Genomic DNA, 20187 nt, shown 5'->3' with positions numbered 1-20187 from the left:
TTAATAGTCAACATTGAAGATGACTAAACGAGTCAACAATTTTAAATTAGCGCAGAGCGGAACGATCCTGCGCGCATTACAGGCAGTGAGGGGATATCGAGATGGGGTTGAGCGCATATCGTGCGGCGCGGCGGCGAAGCCGGGCCCAGGGCCTCGTGGTCGCATCGCTTTCGACCCTGCTTTGCACCCAGGCCCTTGCGCAGGAAGCCACGACCGAACTCAACCCGATCAATGTCGAGGGACAGAGCGACAGCCCGGTCGGACCGGATGACGGCTACATCGCCAAAAACACCACCACCGGCTCGAAGACCGACACGCCGCTGAAGGAAATTCCGCGCTCGATTTCGGTGGTGACCCGCAAGCAGCTCGACGACCGCCAGCCGGGGCAGCTTGAGGACGCCTTGTCCTATCTTGCCGGCGTCACCATCTCGCCATGGGGCATCGACGATCGCTTCGACCAATGCCTGATTCGTGGCTTCGACCTCTGCACGTCGGCGATCTATCGCGACGGGCTGCCGCAGAAGGTGATCGATTTCTCCGGCTTCAAGATCGAGCCCTACGGGCTGGAGCGAATCGAGGTGCTGAAGGGACCGTCCTCGGTTCTCTACGGCGAGAACGAGGCTGGCGGCATGGTCAATGCCGTCACCAAGCGGCCGACCGACAAGCCGATCTATGACGGCTTCCTCAGCTATGGCAGCTTCAACACGGTCGAGGCCGGGCTGGATATAGGTGGCCCGATCGACGATGCCGGCGTGTGGTCCTACCGGCTGACCGGTCTGGTTCGCAACGGCGAGCTCGAAACCGACTATTCCCGCAACGATCGCATTTTCGTCGCGCCGGCGCTCAAGTGGCAGCCGGATGCGCAGACCTCGCTGACCATCCTGGCCAACTACCAGTGGGACAGGCTGACGCCGATTCAGTTTCTGCCGGCGCAGTATGGCAATCTGCCACGCAATTTCTTCACCGGCTCGCCCGATTTCGACCGTTTCGATGCCAACCACGGCTCGATCGGCTACCAGTTCAGCCATGAGTTCGACGACCATTGGACGGTGCGGCAGAACCTGCGCTACTCGCAGCAGGAAACCGACTACCGCCAGCTCTATTATGGCGAATGGCTTGGTGGCCCGGACATGATCGACGACCATACGATGTCGCGCACCCTGTTCACCGTGGACGAGACCGCAAGGCTGTTCAACGTCGACAACCAGGCCGAATACAAGGCTGACTTCGGCGCGGTCGAAAACAAGCTGTTGTTCGGTCTCGACTACAGCAGGCAGTCGGTCGACGGGCGCAACGGCTACGGCGAGGGTCCGGCGCTGGACACCCAGAGCCCGGACTATTCGATCCCGGTCACGCCGCCGAGCCTCATCATTACGGATCGCGTGGAGACGATCAGCCAGGTCGGTCTCTATGCACAAAACCAGTCCAAGATCGCCGACCACTGGATCCTGACCGTCGGCGGCCGGCAGGCCTGGATCGACCACACCAATTTCGACCGGCTCGATGATGCAGGCAGCTACGATCAGAAGGACCATGCCTTCACCGGCAATATCGGCATCGGCTATCTCTTCGATAATGGCCTGACGCCCTACGCCAGCTATGCCGAATCCTTCACCACCAATATCGGCCCGACCCAGTCCGGAGACGCGCTGCTGCCTTCGCTGGGCAAGCAGTACGAAGTCGGCGTGAAATACGAGCCGACCTTCTTCCCCGGCTTCATCACCGCTTCGCTGTTCGACCTGCGCAAGACCAATGTGCCGACGGCAGCAGCCAATCCCGTCTACCAGGTCCAGACCGGAGAAGTCCGCCATCGCGGCCTGGAGATCGAGGCTAACGCCGACCTGGCTTCCGGCCTCAGCATGACGGCGGCCTACACCTATCTCGACGCGGAGATAACCAGCGATGCCGCCGCCATCATCGGCAACCGCCCGGCCAGGGTGCCGGAACACCAGGCATCGCTATGGGCCAATTACGAGGTTGACAGCGGCGTGCTCGAAGGCCTGAGCGTCGGCGCCGGCGTGCGTTACATCGGCGCCAGCTTCGGCGACAATGCGAACACAGTGAACGTGCCTGGCCACACGCTGGTCGACGCGGCATTGCGCTACAAGAAGAATGGCTGGCAGGCGGCGCTCAATGTCTCCAACCTGTTCGATAAGACCTACTATTCGACCTGCTATGAGGCCGGCAGCAACAAAGACCTCAGCTGCATCTATGGCGAAGGCCGTGTCATCAAGGGCAGCCTCAGCATGAAGTTCTGACGCAGGCAGGCCGGGCCCTGCCTCGGCCGGCACTGATCTCGGCATGCAGCAGCTGAAGCGCGTCGCATCAACCCGTGACGATGCGACGCGTCCAGGGTCAGACGCGGCCGTGTTCCACATTCGCGCTGGCGGCAAGGCGATTTGGCCTTCGTCATGGTGCTGTGCGGCGTCACCGCCACCGAGAATCGCTGCGAGCGAAGCCCAATCCACATCCCGCATCATTTTTCCTCCACGAATGCATTCCATGATAGAGGGGTCCACGGTCGCCTTCGGGCAGCCGTGTCCTGGATTGCCTGAGACAAAAGACGGCCGGGGCACGAATCAAAAAGCCGGCGGCAAGCCGCCGCCCGAGGGCGTTAAAGACCGGTCGAACGCCTCAAGGCGGCGCGATCGGGTTGCACTCGGCGAGGCTTGATGATTTGTTGCCGCTATACGGAGAACGAATGATGCGAGAGCCTGCCGGTCAAGACGAATATGGGTCGACGAACCCCTTCGATCCGGACGACCTGCCGACGTTGAACGCGATCGGTCCGAGCATGGGAAGCGGCAACGATTTCGAGAAATACGCCGTGGCCGTGATCATCGTGTTCGGCGCGCTGATCATTGGCGGGCTGATGGCCGCGTCGATGGTCTTCGGGCACCGCAACGGCTTCCTCTTCGCGCTTGGCGGTGCCACGTCTGCCTGGATATCCGGAAACGCATTGCTGCTCGACCGGCCGCGCATCTATGCGCTGTTCGTCGGCATTGCCGCCCTGATGCTGATTGCGTCCACCCTCACGCTGGTCCTGTGACGACCATCCTGGCTATGAGCAAACCCTCTTGAGCAGCGGGCGATCGACCCGAATCGCCACGCTGCTCCAAGCCCTTCCTCTGAGCTATCCCCGGCCTCGCTAACCTCAATATCCGAGCGCCTCGCCAGAGGCGGCGCGGCTGTCGATGGCGCCGTTGTAGCGGGCGCCGCCGCCCTTCTCGATCTCCGCCAGGCTCTTGCCGCCGACCAGGATGCCCGCTGCCTGGCCCCAGGTCTGGTCAGCGAGATCGAGGTGATAACCCATGCCGGCCAGCAGCTTTTCGGTGTCCGGGGACAGACCGAACGGCTCGATATAGACCGTATCGGGCAGCCACTGGTGATGGATGCGCGGCGCGTCGATCGCCTCCTGGATGTTCATGCCGTGGTCGATGACGTTGACGATGGCTTCCAGCGTGATGGTGATGATGCGCGAACCGCCGGGACTGCCAATGACCATGAACGGCTTGCCGTCCTTGGCCACCACGGTCGGGCTCATCGATGACAGCGGCGTCTTTTTCGGTTGGATGGCATTGGCCTCACCCTGGACCAGGCCATAGAGGTTGGGCACGCCGGGCTTCTGGGTGAAATCGTCCATCTCGTTGTTGAGCAGGATGCCGGTTCCGTCGGCGACGACGCCGGCGCCGAAGGATCCGTTCAGCGTATAGGTGACCGCGACCGCATTACCGTCATTGTCGATGATCGAATAATGCGTCGTCTCCTTGCTCTCGCCAAAGCCCTTCGGCATCAGGTCCTGCGACACGCCGGCCCGGAACGGGTCGATCTTGTCGCGGATATCCTTGGCATAGGCCTTATCAAGCAGTTTCGAGACCGGATTGTCGACGAAATCGGGATCGCCGAGCGCTGAATTGCGGTCGACATAGGCATAGCGCATCGCCTCGACCATGACATGGACGGTCTCGGCGGAACCGGCGCCGAGATAGGATAAGGGATAGCCTTCGAGCACATTAAGGATTTCGCAGATGATGACACCGCCGGAACTCGGCGGCGGCGAGGAGGTGATCTCGTAGCCGCGATAACTACAGGTCACGGGCTTCAGCTCGCGCACCGCATATTGCTCGAAATCCGGCTTGGCCAGGATGCCACCCTTGGCGCCGCTCGCCTTGACGATGGCGTCGGCGATGGCGCCCTTGTAGAAGGCATCCGGGCCTTTTTCCGAAATGGCGGCAAGCGACGCGGCGAGGTCGGGCTGGACCAGGCGCTCGCCGATGCCATAGGGCTTGCCATCGGGTTTCAGGAAGATGGTGGCAGCCGCGGGATCCTTCGCCAGCCGGTCGGCGCTGCCGGCAAAAGAGGCGGCGTCGCCCTGATTGAGGATGAATCCGTCCTTGGCGTAGCTGATCGCCGGCGCCATCAGATCCTGTCGGGACAATTTGCCGTATTTTTCGCGCGCCATCTCTAAACCAGCCACCGAGCCAGGCACGCCGACCGCGAGATAGCCGTCAAGGCTGGCGCCCTTCACCGGTTTGCCGTCCTTGTCGAGATACATGGTCTTGGTTGCCGCCAGCGGCGCGCGTTCGCGGAAATCGAGGAAGGTCGAGTTGCCGTCCTTGAAACGGATGGTCATGAAGCCGCCGCCGCCGATATTGCCGGCATTGGGGTAGACGACGGCGAGCGCATAGCCGACGGCAACCGCCGCATCGACAGCATTGCCGCCCTTCTTCAAGACCTCGATGCCGACCTCGGACGCCAGATGCTGGGCCGTCACCACCATGCCATGCTCGCCCTTGGCTGGCGCCGGTGATGCAGCGAAGACGCTCGTCAACGGCGCCAGGACGAAGGTGATGGAAAGACTGGCGGCGATCAATATCCGACGGTTGAGAGGCATGGCGGTTCTCCGGGCGGGGGACACCTAGAAGACCGTGTTGGACGGATCGAGTCCATTCACAAAGTGCCCCCTCACGAAGCAAAACGGTGAGGGGCAATATCGGACGAGAGTTCGCCTCAGACGATCCCGCCCGAACCACCGGCGACCGCCGGGCGTTCCGCGGCGACCTTGGCGCGGTAGCCCGCTGCCCGATAGGCGGCGACCGGATCGATGGCGCCGCCGGTCTTCAGCCGCGCCATGGCCAGGATCGGCTCGACATCGGTGCGGTAGGCGGCTTTCAGCGTCTGCGTCGCCATCAGCGCGTCGTTGTTGTCCTGGTAGCCTTCCAGCGCCTTGCGGTCGACAAGCAGCGCCTGCGCATAGGCGCGCTGCACTTCGACGGCCGACAGCATCAGGCTTTCGATCGGGTCGGTGACGTTGTGGCTCTGGTCGAGCATGTGGGCGGGATCGAAACCCTCGGCGCCGGAAAGTTCGGCGTCGACCAGTTCGTTGAAGACGAGGAACAGCCGGTAAGGATCGATCGAACCGGCATCGAGGTCGTCGTCGCCATATTTCGAATCGTTGAAGTGGAAGCCGCCAAGCTTCTTGAACTGGATCAGCCGCGACACGATCATCTCGATGTTGACGTTGGGGGCATGGTGGCCGAGGTCGACCAGGCAGAACGCCTTGTCGCCCAGCTCCTGCGCGATCATGTAGTTGGTGCCCCAGTCCTGCACGACGGTGGAATAGAAGGCCGGTTCGTACATCTTGTGCTCGCTGAACAGCTTCCAGTCGGCGGGCAGTCCGGCGTAGATCTCCTTCATGGCGTCGAGATAGCGCTCGAATGCCTTGGCGAAATTGACCTGGCCTGGAAAATTCGAGCCGTCGCCGATCCACACCGTCAACGCCTTGGAGCCCAGCGTCTTGCCGATCTCGATGCATTCGAGATTGTGCTCGACCGCTTGCCGGCGCGTGCCGGCATCGGCATGCGACAGCGAGCCGAATTTGTAGGAGAGCTTCTGATCCCTGGCGTCGGAAAAGGTGTTGGAGTTCATGGCGTCGAAGCCGAGGCCGAAGCGCGAGGCCGCCTGCTTCAGCCGGTTCGGGTCTGCCTTGTCCCACGGAATGTGCAGCGACACGGTCGGCGTCGCCTGCGTCAATTGCTTGATGACGGCGCAATCCTCGATCTTGTCGAAGATGTCGCGCGGCTCGCCGGCGCCGGGAAAGCGGGCAAAGCGCGTGCCGCCGGTGCCGACGCCCCAGGACGGGATCGCCACCGCGAATTTCTCGACCTTGTCACGAATGGCATCGATGGCGATGCCGCGACGGTCGAGCCGCTCGCCGAGCGAGGCGTAGTCGCGCTCGAGGTTGGCCTTGCGCGCGGCATTGTCCGTGTCGACGAGGTCGGCGGAGATGATGTGTTCCATCGTCCCCTCCGCTCAGCGCGTGAACGACTGGGCGTTGCCCGCGTCGACATTGATGATGTTGCCGGTGGACTTGGCCGACATGTCGGACGCCAGGAAATAGATCGCCTCTGCGATGTCTTCCGGGAAGACCGAGCGCTTCAGCATCGAGCGCGAGCGATAGTGCTCCTCCAGATCGTCGGTCGACATCTTGTAGGCGGCGGCGCGCTGTTCCTTCCACTCGCCGGTCCAGATCTTCGAGCCGCGAAGCACCGCGTCCGGGTTGACGACATTGACCCTGATCTGGGCTTCCGCGCCCTCCAGCGCCAGGCAGCGGGCGAGATGGATCTCGGCGGCCTTGGCGGTGCAATAGGCGGCGGCATTGGGCGAGGCGGCAAGGCCGTTCTTCGAAGCGACGAAGACGATGTTGCCGCCGATCTTTTGCACCCGGAACAGCCGGAACGCTTCCCGCGAGACCAGGAAATAACCGGTCGACAGGATGTCCATGTTCTTGTTCCACAGTGCCAGCGTCGTCTCCTCGATCGGAGCCGAAGAGGCGAGGCCGGCATTCGACACCAGAATGTCGATGCCGCCGAACTCGACCGCCGTCTCGGCAAAGCCCGAAATGACCTGGTCCTCCGAGGTGACGTTGATCAGCACCGGGCGGACGAAATCCTTGCCATAGGCCTTGGCCAGTTCGTCATTGGCGCTGGCGAGCGCTGTTTCGTCGATGTCGGCCAGCACGACGCAGGCGCCTTCGCGCAGCAGCCGGTTGGCCGTCGCGCGGCCGATACCACCGGCGCCGCCGGTGACCAGCGCGATCTGGCCGGCAAGCGACTTCGGCTTCGGCATGCGCTGCAGCTTCAGATCCTCGAGTAGCCAGTACTCGATGTCGAAGGCTTCTTGTGCGGGCAGGCCGACATAGGACGAGACGGTCGATGCACCGCGCATGACGTTGATGGCGTTGACGTAGAACTCACCCGAAATACGCGCCGTCGCCTTGTCGCCGGCGAAGGTGAACATGCCGACGCCGGGCATCAGGTAGACGACGGCATTGGGATCGCGGATGGCGGGTGAGTCCGGGTGCTTGCAGCTGTCGTAATAGGCCTGGTAGCCAACACGATAAGCGGCGACATCGTCGGCGAGGCGCGCGATGACGGCATCGACATCGGGTTTTGCCGGATCGAACTCGATCACCAGCGGGCGGATCTTGGTGCGCAGGAAATGGTCCGGGCACGAGGTGCCGAGTGCCGCCAGCGGCCGCAAATCCCTGGAGTTGACGAATTCGAGCACAGCGGCGGAATCATCGAAATGGCCTGTTTTGTGGCTCTTTTCCGAGATCAGGCCGCGGATTTTCGGCATCAATTTTGCCGCAATGGCACGGCGTTCGGCGGCGTCGAGCGACTTGACCACTTCACCGCCGAAGATGGCCAGGCCCTCGGAGCGGCGCTCGAACCATTCGATCGCCTGGTTGATCACCGAGATCGTCGTCTCGTAGCATTCCAGAGGGGTGTCGCCCCAGGTGAACAGGCCATGGCTTTCCAGGATGACGCCCTTGGCGGCGGGATGTTCGAGGCAGAATTTCTCCAGCCACAGGCCGAGTTCGAAGCCGGGGCGCTTCCATGGCAGCCAACCGATGGCGTCGCCGAAGATCTCCTTGGTCAGCGCCTTGGAATCCTTGGCGGCGGCAATGGCGATGATGGCATCGGGATGCATGTGGTCGACAAAAGGCTTCGGCACGTAGGCATGCAGCGGCGTGTCGATCGAGGCCGCGCGAGGATTCAGGTTGAACGTGCAGTGAGGCAGATACCCCACCATCTCGTCTTCGTGCTCGACGCCGCGATAAAGGCCTTTGAGGGCGCGCAGCTTGTCCATGTAGAGCGTGGCGAAACCATCAAGCTTGATCGAAGCACTGTCGCCGCCCGAACCCTTGACCCACAGCACTTCGACGGTCTCGCCGGTGAGCGGATCTTTCTGCCAGATCTTCGAGGACGTGTTGCCGCCGCCATAGTTGGTGACGCGCTTGTCCGAGCCGAGCGTGTTCGAGCGATAGACCAGAAGTTCCGGCTCGCTCATCGCTTGAGCCTTGGCCTCATCCCACAGATTGGCGAGGCGCGCGCCGGTGCGCTTGTCGAGCATAGGGTATCCTCCCGAAAGGCACGCAAACGGTGCGGCCCATTTGGCCCGAATTTCCACGGAAGCAGCCAGCTTGTCAATCACAAACGATCAAAATCGATCATATTGCACTGCACAATGAAATTTTATGATCGGAAATGATTGACACTGCGCGTTTTGGGTGCCTAGATGGCCAGGCAGGGAGGAACCATGCACGAAAAAGAGCGCCACAGGATCATTCTGTCCGCCGTCCAGGAAAAGCCTGTTGTGACGGTGCAGGAGATGGTCGACCTGACGGAGTCTTCCGAGGCGACGATCCGGCGCGATATCGCGGCCCTACACGTCCAGAAGCGGCTGCGCCGTGTGCGCGGCGGCGCCGAGGCAATCTCGCCGCCGCAATTCATCGGGCTGGCCGGCCGGCCGTTTTCCGTCAACGAAACGATCAACGCCTCGCAGAAGCGGGCAATCGCACGTGAAGCGGTGGAGCTGTGCAAGGACGGCGAACCGATCATCATCAATGGCGGCACCACCACCTTCCAGATGGTGCATTTCCTGACCGGCCGCCGCATGCCGATCTTCACCAATTCGTTCCCGATCGCCGAGCACCTGCTCAAGCATTCCAAGAACACGGTGATGTTGTCGGGAGGCACCATCTATCGAGAGCAGAACATCATCCTGTCGCCCTTCGACAATGACGTGACGCGCAATTTCTATGCGCGCCGCATGTTCATGGGCGCGCAGGGGCTCGGGCCGCTCGGCCTGATGGAGGGCGATCCGCTGCTGATCCAGGCGGAGCAGAAGCTGATCGACCAGGCCGACGAACTGGTGGTGCTGGTCGACTCGTCAAAATTCCGCAAACGCTCCAGCCTGATCTTGTGCGGCCTATCGCGCATCGCCACCGTCATCACTGATGACGGCATCGAGGATCGCGAAGCCAAGATGTTAGAGACCGCTGGCGTGACGCTGATCGTCGCCCGCAAGTCGGCAAAGGAAGAATCTTCACTGCAGGCCTGAGATACCCTCACGCCCGCAGCGACGATGGAATGCAACGCTCAAGGGAGGATATTCGATGAGCTTCTTGAAGAAATTGATGGTAACGGCGGCCTTTTCAGCCGCCATGTTCGTGAACGCAGCCTATGCCGAAAACGTCAAGATCGCGCTGGTGGTGAAGTCGCTTGGCAACGGCTTCTTCGATGCCGCCAACAAGGGCGCCGAAGAGGCGGCCAAGGAGCTCGGCGATGTCGACATCATCTACACCGGCCCGACCAAGGCGACCGCCGAAGCGCAGATCGAAGTGGTCAATTCGCTGATCGCCCAGAAGGTCAACGCCATCGCCATTTCGGCCAATGACGCGGATGCGCTGGTGCCGGTGCTGAAGAAGGCCATGGAGCGCGGCATCACCGTCATCTCCTGGGATTCGGGCGTCGCCAAGGAAGGCCGCCAGCTTCACCTCAACCCGTCCGACACCGGCCTGATCGGCGAGACCATCATCAAGCTCGCCGCCGACTATTTGCCGGAAGGCGGCGACGTCGCCATCCTGTCGGCCTCCTCGACCGCCACCAACCAGAACGCCTGGATCGATGCGGCCAAGAAAATCCTGCCGGAGAAGTTCCCCAAGATCAAACTCGTCGCCACCGTCTATGGCGATGACGATTCGGCCAAAAGCACCGACGAGGCCAAGGGCCTGCTGAAGTCCTACCCGAACCTCAAGGCGATCATCGCGCCGACCACCGTCGGCGTCGTTGCCGCCGCCCAGGTCGTCACCGACGAAAACCTGATCGGCAAGGTCAATGTCACCGGCCTCGCGCTGCCGTCCGAGTTCAAGAAGTTCATCGACAACGGTTCCAGCCAGGCGGTTGCCCTGTGGAATCCGATCGACCTCGGCTACTCGGCCGTCTACCTCGCCCATGATCTGGCGGTGAAGAAGGAAGAGGCCAAGCCCGGTGCCACGCTGTCGATCGGCCGCGTCGGCAAGGTGACGCTCGACGACACCAACTCGGCTGCGATGGCTCCGCCCTTCCAGTTCGACAAGTCGAACATCGAAAAGTTCTCCAAGATCTATTGATCTGGAGCCCTCTAGAGTTGGCGCGGCGGGGCTCACGTCCCGCCGCGACTTTAAACGGACCTTGTTTCAGGGCTTGATACGACTATGGACACGACAGCCCAACCCGGCACGGTGAAGGAGCGGCCTCTGGCCTCGGCCCCACGCCTGACTCTGTCCGGCATCTCCAAAAGCTTTCCCGGTGTGCGCGCGCTGCACAATGTCAGCCTGTCGCTCTATCCGGGCCAGGTAACCGCGTTGATCGGCGAGAACGGCGCCGGCAAGTCGACGCTGGTCAAGATCATGACCGGCATCTACCAGCCCGACGGGGGCACAATCAGCATCGACGGCCAGGCCGTCACCCTGCCCAGCGCGCATGCCGCCTTCGGCTATGGCGTCACCGCCATCCACCAGGAAACCGTGCTGTTCGACGATTTGACGGTTGCCGAAAATATCTTTCTCGGCCACGCGCCACGCACGCGTTTCGGCACCATCGACTGGCGCACGATGCGCAAGAATGCGCGCGAGGTGCTCGACACCATGCATGCCGGCCATATCGGCGCCGACGCGCGGCTGAAGGACCTCGGCATCGCCAACAAGCATCTGGTCGCCGTTGCGCGTGCCATGTCGATCGACGCGCAGATCGTCATCATGGACGAGCCGACCGCCGCCCTTTCGATGAAGGAGATCGAGGAGCTTTTCCTGCTCATCGAGTTCCTCAAGAGCGAAGGCAAGGCGATCCTGTTCATCAGCCACAAGTTCGACGAGATCTACCGCATCGCCGACCGCTACACGGTGTTCCGCGATGGCGAGATGGTCGGTGAAGGCCTGATCAGGGATGCCGGCCAGAGCCAGATCGTGCGCCTGATGGTCGGCCGCGCCGTCGATCACATCTTCCCGCAACGCAAGGCCGAGATCGGCGCACCGGTGCTCTCCGTCTCAGGCCTGTCGCACCCGACCGAGTTCAACAATATCGGCTTCGAGCTGCACAAGGGCGAAATCCTCGGCTTCTACGGCCTGGTCGGCGCTGGGCGCAGCGAGGTGATGCAGGCGATATCAGGCATTACCCGCACCTCAAGCGGCACGATCACGCTGGAAGGCAAGACGATCGCGCCGAAATCGGCGGCGGATTCCATCGATGCCGGCATCGTCTATGTGCCGGAAGAACGCGGCAAGCAAGGCGTGGTGATCGGCCTGCCGATCTTCCAGAACGTCTCGCTGCCGTCGCTCAAGCGCACCTCCAAGTCAGGCCTGCTTCGGTTGTCCGAGGAATTTGCGCTCGCCCGTTCCTACACCGAGCGGCTCGACCTCAGGGCCTCCTCGCTCAGCCAGGATGTCGGCACGCTGTCGGGCGGCAACCAGCAGAAGATCGTCATCGCCAAATGGTTGGCGACCGCGCCCAAGGTGATCATCCTCGACGAGCCGACCAAGGGCATCGACATCGGCTCCAAGGCCGCCGTGCACGGCTTCATGGCCGAGTTGGTGGCGCAAGGCCTGTCGGTGATCATGGTGTCGTCGGAACTGCCTGAAATCCTCGGCATGTCCGACCGCGTCGTCGTCATGCGCGAGGGTCTCGTCGCAGCGGTCTACGACAACAAGGGACTGGACGCCGAGACGCTTGTCAGGACAGCAGCAGGGATCGCGGCATGAAGGCTTTCCTCAAATACCGTGAAATCTGGCTGTTCGCGGCCATCGTCGTGCTGATCGGATTGATCTCGACGCGCTTCCCGGCCTTTGCCGACCCCGGCAATCTGCGCCAGGTGTTCAACGACACCTCGATCCTGATGATCCTGGCGCTGGGCCAGATGGTCGTCATCCTGACCCGGTCGATCGATCTGTCGATGGCGTCCAACCTCTGCTTCACCGGCATGGTGGTGGCGATGCTGAACGCCACGCATCCGGCGATCCCGATCCCGCTGCTGATCGTCATCGCACTGCTGGTCGGGCTGGTGCTCGGCGCCATCAACGGCCTTTTGGTGTGGCGGCTAAACATCCCTTCGATCGTGGTCACGTTGGGCACGCTGACCATCTATCGCGGCGCCACCTTCGTCCTGTCCGGCGGTGCCTGGGTCAATGCCGACAAGATGAGCCCGGATTTCATCGGCTTTCAGCGTGCGGCCTTCCTCGGCATTCCGGTGCTGTCGTGGATCGCCATCCTGGTCATTGCGCTGTTCTTCGTCTTGATGACGCGCACCGCGCTCGGCCGCTCGATCTATGCCATCGGCGTCAACCCGACGGCTTCGGTCTATGCCGGCATCGATGTCGGCCGCACAAAATTCATCGTCTTCTGCATCTCCGGCATGATCGGCGGCCTCTCGGGCTATCTCTGGATCTCGCGCTATGTGATCGCCTCGGTCGAGGTCGCCAACGGCTATGAGCTCAACATCATTGCCGCCTGCGTCATCGGCGGCATTTCCATCGCCGGCGGCATCGGTTCGGTCGGCGGCGCGGTGTTGGGGGCGCTGTTCCTCGGCATCATCTCCAACGCGCTGCCGGTCATCAACATCTCACCCTTCTGGCAGATGGCGATTTCGGGCAGCGCCATCATCCTCGCCGTCGTGCTCAACGCGCGCGGCGAACGCCAGCAGGGCCGCATCATCCTCAGAAAGGTGGAGGCGGTGACATGACCGACATCCCTGCCCCGCGCCACATTCCCGACCGGCTCGACAAGCCGTTCCGTGCGGCGATCTTTTCCTGGGAAGCGCTGCTGGTCGTGGTGGCGGTCGCCATCTTCGCCATCAACAGCTTCGCCTCGCCCTATTTCCTCGACCCGTACTCGCTGTCCGATCTCACCTTCAATTTCACCGAGAAGGGTCTGATCGCCTTCGCCATGGCGCTGCTGATCATTTCGGGCGAGATCGATCTGTCGGTGGCCGCCATCATCGCGCTGGCGTCGACCATGATGGGCATGGCGGTGCAGGCCGGCGCCGGCACGCCGGTGCTGGTGCTGATCGGCATCGTCGTCGGGCTCGGCTGCGGCGCCTTCAACGGTCTGCTGGTGACAAGGCTCGGCCTGCCGTCGATCGTCGTCACCATCGGCACGATGAGCCTGTTTCGCGGCATCGCCTTCATCATCCTCGGCGACCAGGCCTACAAGGGCTATCCCTCAAGTTTCGCCTTTTTCGGCCAGGGCTATGTCTGGTGGGTGGTGTCGTTCGAACTGGTGCTCTTCCTGATCGCGGCCGTCATTTACTGGTTCCTTCTGCATCGCACGAGTTTCGGCCGTCGTGTCTTTGCGATCGGCAACAATCCGATAGCTGCGCAGTTTTCCGGCGTGCGCGTCGGCCGCACCAAGTTCATCCTGTTCTGCCTGACCGGGCTGATGTCGGGTATCGCCTCGGTGCTGATCACCTCGCGGCTCGGCTCGACCCGACCCTCGATCGCGCAGGGCTATGAGCTGGAAGTCATCACCATGGTGGTGCTCGGCGGCGTCAGCATTCTTGGTGGTGCTGGCAGCATTCTGGGCGTCGTGCTCGCCGCCTTCATCATGGGGCTGGTGACCTTCGGCCTTGGCCTGCTCAACGTGCCCGGCATCGTCATGTCGATCTTCATCGGCCTGCTCCTGATCATCGTCATCGCGCTGCCGATTGTCTGGCGGCGGCTGCGTGGTAACAGCTGATGCCTGAGAAATACGCGTTCAAGATGAAGCTCAAGCCGGGCATGAAGGCCGAGTACAAGCAGCGCCATGACGAGATCTGGCCGTCGCTGGTCTTATTGCTCAAACAGGCCGGCGTCTCCGATTATTCCATCCATCTCGACGAAGAGACCAATATCCTGTTCGGCGTGCTGTGGCGGCGAGACAACCACAGCATGGACGAACTGCCCAAGCATCCGGTGATGCAGCGCTGGTGGGCACACATGGCCGACATCATGGAGACCAGGCCGGACAACGAGCCGGTGGCCGTGCCGCTGGAAACCGTGTTCCACATGGCATGAGCGCTATCAGCCACATCGCCGTCATCGACATCGGCAAGACCAACGCCAAGGTGGCGCTGGTCGACCTCGCGACGTTGAGCGAGGTGGCGCTGCGCCGGGCGGTCAATGCGCCGGTGCGACGGCCGCCCTATCCGCACCACGATGTCGAGGCACTGTGGACATTCATCCTCGACAGCCTTGCCAGCCTCAACCGCGAACAGCGCATCGACGCCATTTCGATCACGACACATGGCGCGACGGGCGTGCTGGTCGACGCCGCGGGCGAGCTGGTGCTGCCGGTGCTCGACTATGAATTCGACGGCCCCGACCGGCTGGCAGCGGATTATGACGCGATCCGCCCGCCTTTCGCCGAGACCGGCACACCGCGCCTGCCGCTCGGCCTCAATCTCGGTGCACAATTCTTCTGGCAGCAGAAAAGCTTCGCGGCGGAGTTCGCCAGGGCTGCCGCGATGCTGATGTACCCGCAATACTGGGCCTTGCGACTGACCGGCATCGCCGCTAACGAGGTGACTTCACTCGGCTGCCACACCGATCTGTGGAACCCGTGGACGGCGGATTTTTCATCATTGATCGACAGCCTAGAATGGCGCGGGCTGATGGCGCCGGTGCGGACGGCGAGGGATCGCCTCGGCCCGATCCTGCCTATCGTTGCGGTGCGAACCGGACTCGATCCGCAAACGCCGGTCTTCTGCGGCCTGCATGATTCCAACGCCTCGCTGCTGCCGCATCGTCTCTCCGACAAACCGCCTTTCTCCGTCGTCTCGACCGGCACCTGGGTGGTGTCGATGGCGGTCGGCGGCAAACAGATTGCGCTGGATGCCGCGCGCGACACTCTGGTCAATGTCAACGCACTCGGCGATCCCGTTCCCTCGGCGCGCTTCATGGGTGGCCGCGAGTTTTCCGTGCTGACGAAGGACCTACCGGAGCAGTGGACCGAAGCCGATGTCGGCGCCGTGCTGGCGCGAAAGGTGCTGCTGCTGCCGTCGACCCAGCAAGGGTCGGGACCGTTCCCGCATCAGACTGCGATATGGCTCAACGCCGACGGCATGAACAATGGCCAGCGCTTTGCTGCCATCTCGTTCTATCTGGCGTTGATGACGGCGACCTGCCTCGACCTGATCGGCGCCGACGGCCCGACCACAGTCGAAGGGCCCTTTGCCCGCAACCGGCTCTTTGTCGGCATGCTGGCAGCCGGCACGGCACGTGCCGTTGTTGCGTCCGAGGCTGCCACCGGCACCAGCATCGGCGCCGCATTGCTGGCAACCGATCAACGGATGGCGCAGGGCAAAGGCGAAAGAATGGATCCGCCAACCGACCCGGTCTGGGCCGACTACGCCAGTGCCTGGCGCGCGACAGTCGAAGTGCAGGGATAGGGTCTGTCTGTTTGGGCATGGTCTCTGGACAAACGATTTCCGTTTGTCCGAGAAAACCGGAACCCACTTTTCGGGACCATGCTCAGCTACAAGATCCGCTTGCCGAAAACCGACATGACGAAGTTGATCACGTCGGTGCCGATCCGGGGCTCCAGATCCGCGGTCAGCCCCGAAACATCCATCGACAGCAGACCGCCGGAGAGCGCGATCGCCTCCATCGCCTGATGCGTCTCGCGCACGGTCAGCCCGCCGGAGCCCGCAGCCCAGCCCGCGAATTCGGTTGCGGTAGGCGAGTAGCTGACATGGAAGCCTTGCGTGCCGGATGTGGCGATGCGTATCGCCTCATGCATCAGGTCGCGCATGCCCATGGCATCGATATCGGTCATGGTGAAGGCCGACACGCGTGAATCCTTCAGCACCCGTGCTTCGGCCGGGTCGGCATGGCGCAAGCCGACAATGACGACATTCTCCGGCGACAGCTGCGGCTGCAGCGCACCCGCCTTGTGGTCGAGGCCGAGGGTACGCGCCAAGACCGAGCCTTGCGGCAAGTCGATGCCGTCCTCGTCCTCGGGCATCAGGGCGGCGATGGAATCGATCCAGATCAGGCCGAAGGAATGCGTCGCGCGCGCCGCTGCGGTCAGCGCCTTGTGGGCGATGCGACGGTCGGCGCCGGCAGTCAGCCGGATCAGCCCCGATGGCGGCCGCTCGACATCGGCCAGTTCGACGACGTCGAAATTCATCGCTTCCAGCCGCGCGCCGGTGCCTTCCCGAGCCAGTATGCCGACAGCCCCCTGCTCGGCCGTGATCTGCACCATCTTGCGGCCGGAAAAGTCCTCGACGTCATGCATCGGGGCTTTCTCGACATATTCCGAAGTCATCGCCAGCAGCATGGCGCCATAGCTCATGCGGAAGGCAACGCGGTCGCCGACAGCCGGCGGCGGATCGGCATCGGCGACATCGAGCAGCAGATGGTCGCTGGAGGCGCCGAGCACCCGTATCCCCTTGGCGATCGGTGTCAGCCCCTCGACCAGCACGTCCTCGCGGCCGATATTGGCGATGGCGCGCAGCCTGTCGCCCTCGTCGGGAAAGACCGGCTGGTTGCCGAAGGCGTCGTAGCCCGATTGGCCGATCGGCCGTGACGGCTTGAGCTTGACCTCGATGATGTCGCTGGTCAGCCGGCAGGCATCGGGTTCGAGCTCGGCCCATGGCGTGTCGCGGAAGGTCTCGACGCCGCCCTGCAGGATCGCCTCGCCGACCCGCAGATTGTTGATGCCGGCCGGCAGCTTGCCTTCGAGCAACAGCGGCAGCGACGACGAGGCGCCCCCGGAAATCCAGTCGAGGCTTTTGCCGGACAGGCGCTCGGTCTTGTAGGCATGGGCGACGAGTTGCCCAAGGTTTTCCGGCGTCGGCATGATGGCGCCGAAGCAGCCGAGATTGGTGCCGATGCCGGCAATGCGCACGCCCTTGAACTGTAGTATCTGTTCGACCGTCGGGATGAGGTCATTCGGCCAAATGCCTTCGCGGAGATCGCCGAGATCGATCATCAGCATGATGTCGTGGATGCGGCCCATGCGCTCGGCGATGCGCGAAATCTCGCGGATGGTGGCGAGTTCCGACTGCAGGCTGATGTCGACGGTGCTCACCACCTCCTCGACACGCGCCATCGGCGGACTGCGCAGCAGCATGATCGGCGCGTTGATGCCACTGTCGCGCAGCCGGCGGATGTTCTCGAAGCGCGATTCGGCGATACCGGCGACACCGCCGCGCAACATGGCGCGCGCCACTTGCGGCATGCCGCATGTGCCCTTAGTGACGCCGAAGACCTTGATGCCAGACAGCGCGCAGCGCTCGATGATCGTGCGCGCATTGCGCTCGATGCGGCCAAGGTCGATGGCGACTTGCGGTCCCGACATCTCTAGCCCCCGTAGACCAGCCCTTGCGGGTCGATCTCCGGCTTGCGGCCGGCGACGAGGTCGGCGAGGAATTTGCCGGAGCCGCAGGCCATGGTCCAGCCGACATGGCCGTGCCCGGTGTCGAGATAGAGATTCTCATAGCGTGCCTGGCCGATGACCGGCACCGAGTTCGGCATCATCGGCCGCAGGCCTGCCCACAGCTCGGCCTTGTTCTCGTCGAAGGCACCGGGGAACAGATCCTTGCCAGTCCTGAACATGGCAGCGAAGTCGCTGGGCTTATGGCTGCGGTCGAAGCCGGTGAATTCGGCTGTCGAAGCGAGCCGCAGCCGGTTGCCAAGCCTGGAATAGGCAATCAACTGATCCTCGTCGGCGCCGCCCATGGTCGGGCCCTTGCTTTCGTCCTCAAGCGGAATCGTCGCGGTATAACCCTTCACCGGGTAGATAGGCAGGTCGATGCCGTAGCGGCGCCCGAGCAGGCCGCTTTCCGGCCCCATCGACATGACCACGGCATCGCCGAGAACCGGTCCGGCCGAGGTCATCACCGCGCGCACCCGGTCACCCTCGATGTCGAGGCCCTCGACCGTCGTGCCGTAGAGAAACGTCACGCCGAGTTTCCCGGCCGCGTGGGCGGCGAGCTTTTCCACGAACTGCCGGGAATCGCCGGTCTGGTCGATCGGCGAATAGACGCCGCCGGCGATCTTTTCCTTCACTCCGGCAAGACCCGGCTCGAGCTCGATCAGCCGGTCGCGGCCGACGATCTCGATCGGCAGGCCATGCTCGGCCAGATAGCGATAGTTGTCGGTGCCGGTGTCGAGACTGTGCTGCGAGCGGAAGAAATAGAGGATGCCCTTCTTGCGCTCGTCATAGTGAATGCCGGTATCGGCGGAGATGGCGTTGATACAGTCGCGCGAATAGAGCGCCAGGCGCAGCTTGACCCGGCTGTTGGCACGCAGGCGCTCTTTCGTGCATTGGCGCAGGAAGCGCAGGCTCCAGGCGAGGAAGTAGGGATCGAAGCGCAGCCGCACCTTGATGCCGAGATCATGGTTGTAGAGCGCGCGCAGGAAGGTCTTCAGCGCCGCCGGCGAAGCCCAGGCGGTGGCATCGCCCGGCGAGACCAGGCCGGCGTTCGACTGGCTGGTGCCGCGCGCCGGCGCCGCATGGCGCTCGATCACGGTGACCTCGTGGCCGTCGCTGGCCAGATAATAGGCGGCTGCCGTACCGACGACACCGGCCCCGAGCACCGTTATCTTCATGCCATCCCCCCAAAAGCTCTTCGCGGCGCAGCGCCTCCACGCCGTGCCGCGAATGCCTTCAATAGCGCTTCGCCACGTGCCTTGCGAGCCCTTGGGAGAGCCCGGCTCAGCCGCGCGCGGAGTTCTTGCCGGTCAGGATGCGCTCCCAGGCGAGCGCGTCGGCAACGATCTGGTCGAGATCGTCGCGCTGCGGGGTCCAGCCGAGTTCGGCGCGGGCGAGATCCGAATTGGCAACCACCGCGGCGGCGTCGCCGGGGCGGCGATCGCCCATCTTCACCTCGAAATCGTGGCCGAAGGCGCGGCGCACGCTGTCGATGACCTCGAGCACCGAATAGCCATGGCTGTAGCCGCAATTGGCGACGAGGCTCTGCCCCCCGGCGCGCAGCCGCTGCAGGGCCAGGCGATGCGCCGCCGCCAGATCGCTGACATGGATATAGTCGCGCATGCAGGTGCCGTCCGGCGTCGGATAGTCGGTGCCGAACACCTGCATGAACGGCCGCTTGCCGAGCGCCGTCTCGCAGGCGACCTTGATCAGATGGGTGGCGCCCGGCGTCGACTGGCCGGTGCGGCCCTTCGGGTCGGCGCCGGCGACGTTGAAGTAGCGCAGCGCCGTATAGCGCAACCCATGCGCGACCGCCGCATCGCGCAGCATCCATTCGCTCATCAGCTTGGACAGGCCATAGGGCGATTCCGGCGCCAGGCGAGCATCCTCGCGCACCGGCTCCAGTCCGGCACCGCCATAGACGGCAGCGGTCGAGGAAAAGATGAAATTGGGCACGCCCTCTCGGACCGCGGTCTCGATCAGCGTGCGCGTCTTGCTGGTGTTGTTCTCATAATAACTGAGCGGGTCGGCAACCGATTCCGGGACCACGATCGAGCCGGCGAAGTGGATGATCGCATCGACATGATTGTCCATGATGATCGAACCGACCAATTCCCTGTCGGCGACATCGCCAACCACCAGCTTTGCCTCCGGCGCCACCGCCCATTCGAAACCGGTGGAAAGACGGTCGAGAACGACCACGCTCTCGCCGGCATCCAGCAGTTCCCAGACCATGTGGCTGCCGATATAACCGGCGCCGCCTGTTACCAAAACCGTCATCCGTGACCTCGCATCTCAAGATTTATCGGAAACTGTCTCAACCCCCGCCTTACTGGAAAGCCTGCCGCCTGGCCATTAGAACTCGTGGTAACCGGCATTGTCGGCATGTGGCATCGTCCTGAAACAAAATTGATCCACATCAAGGGAATAGGCCACGATCCGTGGTCGTTAGGAACAG

Annotated in this window: 15 protein-coding genes; 9 read left to right on the top strand and 6 right to left on the bottom strand. The window is 63.0% G+C overall.

The window, feature by feature from the left end; genetic code table 11:
* The first annotated feature begins 101 nt into the window (after window positions 1-101).
* Both EJ076_RS09090 and EJ076_RS09085 read left to right on the top strand, forming a co-directional pair.
* Window positions 102-2258, top strand: a complete 2157-nt coding sequence (locus EJ076_RS09090; protein ID WP_126067664.1) for a TonB-dependent siderophore receptor — start codon at window positions 102-104, stop codon at window positions 2256-2258.
* 443 nt (window positions 2259-2701) lie between these two features.
* A complete protein-coding gene (locus EJ076_RS09085; protein WP_164548579.1) occupies window positions 2702-3049 on the top strand; it encodes a hypothetical protein in 348 nt (115 codons plus the stop codon).
* Window positions 3050-3154: 105 nt separating this feature from the next.
* Here EJ076_RS09085 and ggt read toward each other — a convergent pair whose 3' ends face one another.
* From ggt to EJ076_RS09070, 3 genes are all read right to left on the bottom strand, one after another.
* Complete coding sequence (gene ggt, locus EJ076_RS09080; protein WP_109666617.1) at window positions 3155-4894, bottom strand: gamma-glutamyltransferase; 1740 nt, start codon at window positions 4892-4894, stop codon at window positions 3155-3157.
* Window positions 4895-5010: 116 nt separating this feature from the next.
* A complete protein-coding gene (gene rhaI, locus EJ076_RS09075; RefSeq protein WP_126067663.1) occupies window positions 5011-6300 on the bottom strand; it encodes an L-rhamnose catabolism isomerase in 1290 nt (429 codons plus the stop codon).
* A gap of 12 nt (window positions 6301-6312) precedes the next feature.
* Window positions 6313-8415: a bifunctional rhamnulose-1-phosphate aldolase/short-chain dehydrogenase gene (locus EJ076_RS09070; protein WP_126067662.1), complete on the bottom strand. Its 2103-nt coding sequence runs from the start codon at window positions 8413-8415 to the stop codon at window positions 6313-6315.
* A 186-nt stretch (window positions 8416-8601) separates the two neighbouring features.
* Here EJ076_RS09070 and EJ076_RS09065 point away from each other — a divergent pair, with 186 nt between their 5' ends.
* From EJ076_RS09065 to EJ076_RS09035, 7 genes are all read left to right on the top strand, one after another.
* Entirely contained in the window at window positions 8602-9405 is an 804-nt protein-coding gene (locus EJ076_RS09065) for a DeoR/GlpR family DNA-binding transcription regulator (protein ID WP_057145053.1), read from the top strand.
* Between the two features lie 55 nt (window positions 9406-9460).
* Window positions 9461-10456 (top strand): rhamnose ABC transporter substrate-binding protein, encoded by a 996-nt coding sequence (gene rhaS, locus EJ076_RS09060; protein ID WP_109666611.1) that lies wholly within the window; start codon window positions 9461-9463, stop codon window positions 10454-10456.
* 84 nt (window positions 10457-10540) lie between these two features.
* The gene (locus EJ076_RS09055) at window positions 10541-12082 is read left to right on the top strand and encodes a sugar ABC transporter ATP-binding protein (RefSeq protein WP_126067661.1); all 1542 of its coding nucleotides are present in this window, start codon (window positions 10541-10543) and stop codon (window positions 12080-12082) included.
* Window positions 12079-13059 carry an ABC transporter permease gene (locus EJ076_RS09050; RefSeq protein ID WP_126067660.1) on the top strand — a complete coding sequence of 327 codons (981 nt, stop codon included), beginning with the start codon at window positions 12079-12081 and terminating at the stop codon, window positions 13057-13059. The genes EJ076_RS09055 and EJ076_RS09050 overlap by 4 nt, the downstream gene beginning before the upstream one ends.
* Window positions 13056-14051: an ABC transporter permease gene (locus tag EJ076_RS09045; RefSeq protein WP_126067659.1), complete on the top strand. Its 996-nt coding sequence runs from the start codon at window positions 13056-13058 to the stop codon at window positions 14049-14051. The genes EJ076_RS09050 and EJ076_RS09045 overlap by 4 nt, the downstream gene beginning before the upstream one ends.
* Complete coding sequence (gene rhaM / locus EJ076_RS09040; RefSeq protein WP_109666600.1) at window positions 14051-14368, top strand: L-rhamnose mutarotase; 318 nt, start codon at window positions 14051-14053, stop codon at window positions 14366-14368. The genes EJ076_RS09045 and rhaM overlap by 1 nt, the downstream gene beginning before the upstream one ends.
* On the top strand, window positions 14365-15741 hold the full coding sequence (locus EJ076_RS09035; RefSeq protein WP_126067658.1) for an FGGY-family carbohydrate kinase: 1377 nt from the start codon (window positions 14365-14367) through the stop codon (window positions 15739-15741). The genes rhaM and EJ076_RS09035 overlap by 4 nt, the downstream gene beginning before the upstream one ends.
* Window positions 15742-15827: 86 nt before the next feature.
* On the opposite strand, the gene EJ076_RS09030 is transcribed toward EJ076_RS09035, so the two are convergent.
* From EJ076_RS09030 to galE, 3 genes are all read right to left on the bottom strand, one after another.
* Complete coding sequence (locus EJ076_RS09030) at window positions 15828-17654, bottom strand: alanine racemase (RefSeq protein ID WP_126067657.1); 1827 nt, start codon at window positions 17652-17654, stop codon at window positions 15828-15830.
* A 2-nt stretch (window positions 17655-17656) separates the two neighbouring features.
* The gene (locus EJ076_RS09025) at window positions 17657-18907 is read right to left on the bottom strand and encodes a D-amino acid dehydrogenase (RefSeq protein ID WP_126067656.1); all 1251 of its coding nucleotides are present in this window, start codon (window positions 18905-18907) and stop codon (window positions 17657-17659) included.
* A 106-nt stretch (window positions 18908-19013) separates the two neighbouring features.
* The gene (gene galE / locus EJ076_RS09020; protein ID WP_126067655.1) at window positions 19014-20009 is read right to left on the bottom strand and encodes a UDP-glucose 4-epimerase GalE; all 996 of its coding nucleotides are present in this window, start codon (window positions 20007-20009) and stop codon (window positions 19014-19016) included.
* Window positions 20010-20187: the final 178 nt, after the last annotated feature.

The sequence above is a fragment of the Mesorhizobium sp. M7D.F.Ca.US.005.01.1.1 genome (assembly GCF_003952545.1).
GTDB lineage: Bacteria > Pseudomonadota > Alphaproteobacteria > Rhizobiales > Rhizobiaceae > Mesorhizobium > Mesorhizobium loti.
Note: the sequence above shows the minus strand (reverse complement) of the source record. Positions and strands in the feature narration are given on the sequence as shown.